Genomic DNA, 2,704 nt, shown 5'->3' with positions numbered 1-2,704 from the left:
GCACCATGCCTATGCCGTAATCGATAGCCTCCCCCTAGAATGGTGTCATGCAGCTAGAGTGTATCGTGTGAAACGGTTTCAAGGCATGGCAAATATCGGCTATTGTGCGTCCAAAAAGCAGCGTTATTATGGATTCAAATTTCATCTGCAGGTGACAAATCAAGGTCTACCTATGGGGTATGTGGTAACCGAAGCACCTTGCCATGATAAAGCGGTAGCCGAAACCGTGATGACACAAGTTCCACACCCCTATACCTTAGGAGATAAGGGATCTATCAGCGATGTATTACAAAAAAGCTATACAAGGAATATCAAATGGCACTGTGGACGCCTACTCGGAAGAATCAGAAGAAGCGCAAATTAAAACGATGGGAACAGTGGATCAAGCAAAAGCGCAAAGTCGTCGAAACCGTGTTTTTTGTTCTCGTTGGTCAGTACCGCATAACAGAGATTCGCGCTCACTCTATTGCAGGTTTTGAAGTTGCGCTAGATGGCATCTTGTTGGCCTATTCACTTGTTATACTCGGGCTAGTTGAGCGTTAATGTTCAACTAGCACCACGGGTTAATTATATGATTTAAATCCAGCAACATCGAATCCCTTTTTTGGCTTTTTATAACCGTTTCAGAGTAATCGGGTTTAGCCACTTTTGCTGATAATATTACAAAGCAGGCGGTTTATATCTTCACCACCCTCAATGATGGGAATATTGATTGAATCATTCATCTTGCTGATCCGCACAAATGATGATGATTCACTAAATAAGACCTTCTCATGCCAGATTTCGCTATACCAGTTCTGCCGCTTCCGCAGAGGCCACATTCCAGCTTATTGCTGAAAGCAAATTTTCTGCTTGTCTTTCACACCGCCTTCGGTTCTCGCCTTTTCGATGCAATATGTCCTACACTCCCTTGCTGCCAATCGGCTCGCGATAACTTTTTGACATAAAACGAATCTCCTCGCCATAATTGCCCAGTTTTCTTTTGAACATTAAATCGACGGTAACGTCCCTTCTTGGCAACAAAGCGCCTTTACACTTCACATGTACCCTGCCATTCGAATCTTCCGTACTTGGTTTTACCTCCCCCCATTCCGTTTCTTTGTAATAACATAAGCGCCGATTCCGACCATAAGACAATCGAAAGGATAATAGCGTAAATCCCGAAAGCACATATCCATGATATGTAAACAGATAAAACCCCCTTTCGGCCTTCAATTTTTCAGGAGAATAAAGCTTGCGAACCGTCAAAGCCCTGCAGCTCTACTCAATTAACAAATGTCTCTCACTAAGCAACCGGTAAACTCTTACGTACGTTAATCACTTACCACAACAACCCTTTCATCGTCATGATCAAACTCTCCATTTAATTCATTTTGAATAGCCGATTCATTACAATGATCTTATGCGGTCTAAATTGGGCTACCGTATAAGAGGATACCAACCCCCTTCTCATTCATCATTCTTCCGATTCGGGGTAACGATTAACCCCTGCTTCTTTAACTCAGCTTTTATTTTACGAGTTCCATAATTCTGGCGTGGGAGATCCCAATGATTTTAGAAGTTAAATCATCCTTGGATGCCCTTTCTTTCGCTTCATAATATAAGTACTTCTTGGTAGTTGTAGGACTTTGCACATTGCTGATATCGGATATTTGTGCCTGTTATTCTTGATCACATTTACTTTCGTCCTAGTACCAGCGCAGCTTGCTTTAAAATGTCGTTCTCCATTTCCAGTTGCTTATTTCGTTTTCGCTGTTCAATTAGTTCCTTTTGTTCTGCTGTTAAATGGTCTTTTTCTTTAAAAGAACCCGAGTTTTGATTCTGCTTCAGCCACTTATCTAAGGAAGAAGAAGTAAAATCATACTCACAAATAATCTCCTTTCTGAGCTTACCATTTTGATAGAGTTACACTATCCGTTGCTTAAATTCACCAGTAAATGTTCAACGTTCTCTTTTAGTCATTGCAGATTCTCCTTAAATGTATTATCTGTAGTCTACTTGACCTTATAATTATAGTCACTCCATTTTATTGTTCACAAAGCATGTAATATTTAAATCGTATCGGAAAAAAGATCAATTGGAAGCCGCAGAAGATCTCAAACTCATTTATCGTGCGCCGAATAAGGAGTTAGCGTTACAGATGTTTCAATAGTTTGAGTCGAAATGGTCAAGCAAGTATCCGAGGGAGTTCAACCTTGGGGCCATGAGTTGGATGTCCTCCTCACCTTTATGGACTACCCAAGCAGTATTCGAAGCATGATTTACACGACCAATGCGACGGAACGTACGATCAAGGAGATTCGAAAACGTCTCAAGCCCATGAACAGAGTAGCTTAGAAATTGCTGAAAAAATCGTGTATTTGATCATTCAAGACTTTAATGAGAAATGGGCAAGACGAAAGTTGCGAGGATTTGCTGAAGCTCATGAATCCCCTCAACGAATGTTTGAAGAACGTTATTGTTAACCAAATGTTGTAAATCAACAAAATAAGGGGATTCTTCCTTTCCACGCAGGAGACTGAATAATTTAGTCTCCTGCGTGGAAGAAACAGCTCCCTCTATCCCAAATCCATTTCAGAAATATCCTATCTATCTTACATTACACATACACAAAATTCTTGATGGTACCTCAATTTTTACTCAACTAAGAAAAATTCATCTAAATATTGCCAAATTTCAATAAATATAATAATATAAATTCTAT

The 2,704-nt window shown here is 40.1% G+C and carries 3 pseudogenes; 2 read left to right on the top strand and 1 reads right to left on the bottom strand.

Features of this window, described 5'->3' with window-relative positions:
* Nucleotides 1-543: pseudogene (locus tag B6A27_RS03965) on the top strand (IS982 family transposase); the annotation flags it as partial.
* Between the two features lie 756 nt (nt 544-1,299).
* On the opposite strand, the pseudogene B6A27_RS19035 reads toward B6A27_RS03965, so the two are convergent.
* Nucleotides 1,300-1,914 (bottom strand): annotated as a pseudogene (locus B6A27_RS19035) (transposase family protein); the annotation flags it as partial.
* 148 nt (nt 1,915-2,062) lie between these two features.
* Between B6A27_RS19035 and B6A27_RS18400 the strand changes: the two are divergent.
* Nucleotides 2,063-2,465 (top strand): annotated as a pseudogene (locus tag B6A27_RS18400) (transposase); the annotation flags it as partial.
* Between the last annotated feature and the right edge of the window lie 239 nt (nt 2,466-2,704).

The organism is Anoxybacillus sp. UARK-01, assembly GCF_002075365.1.
In the GTDB taxonomy this organism is placed as follows: Bacteria; Bacillota; Bacilli; order Bacillales; family Anoxybacillaceae; genus Anoxybacteroides; species Anoxybacteroides rupiense.
Note: the sequence above shows the minus strand (reverse complement) of the source record. Positions and strands in the feature narration are given on the sequence as shown.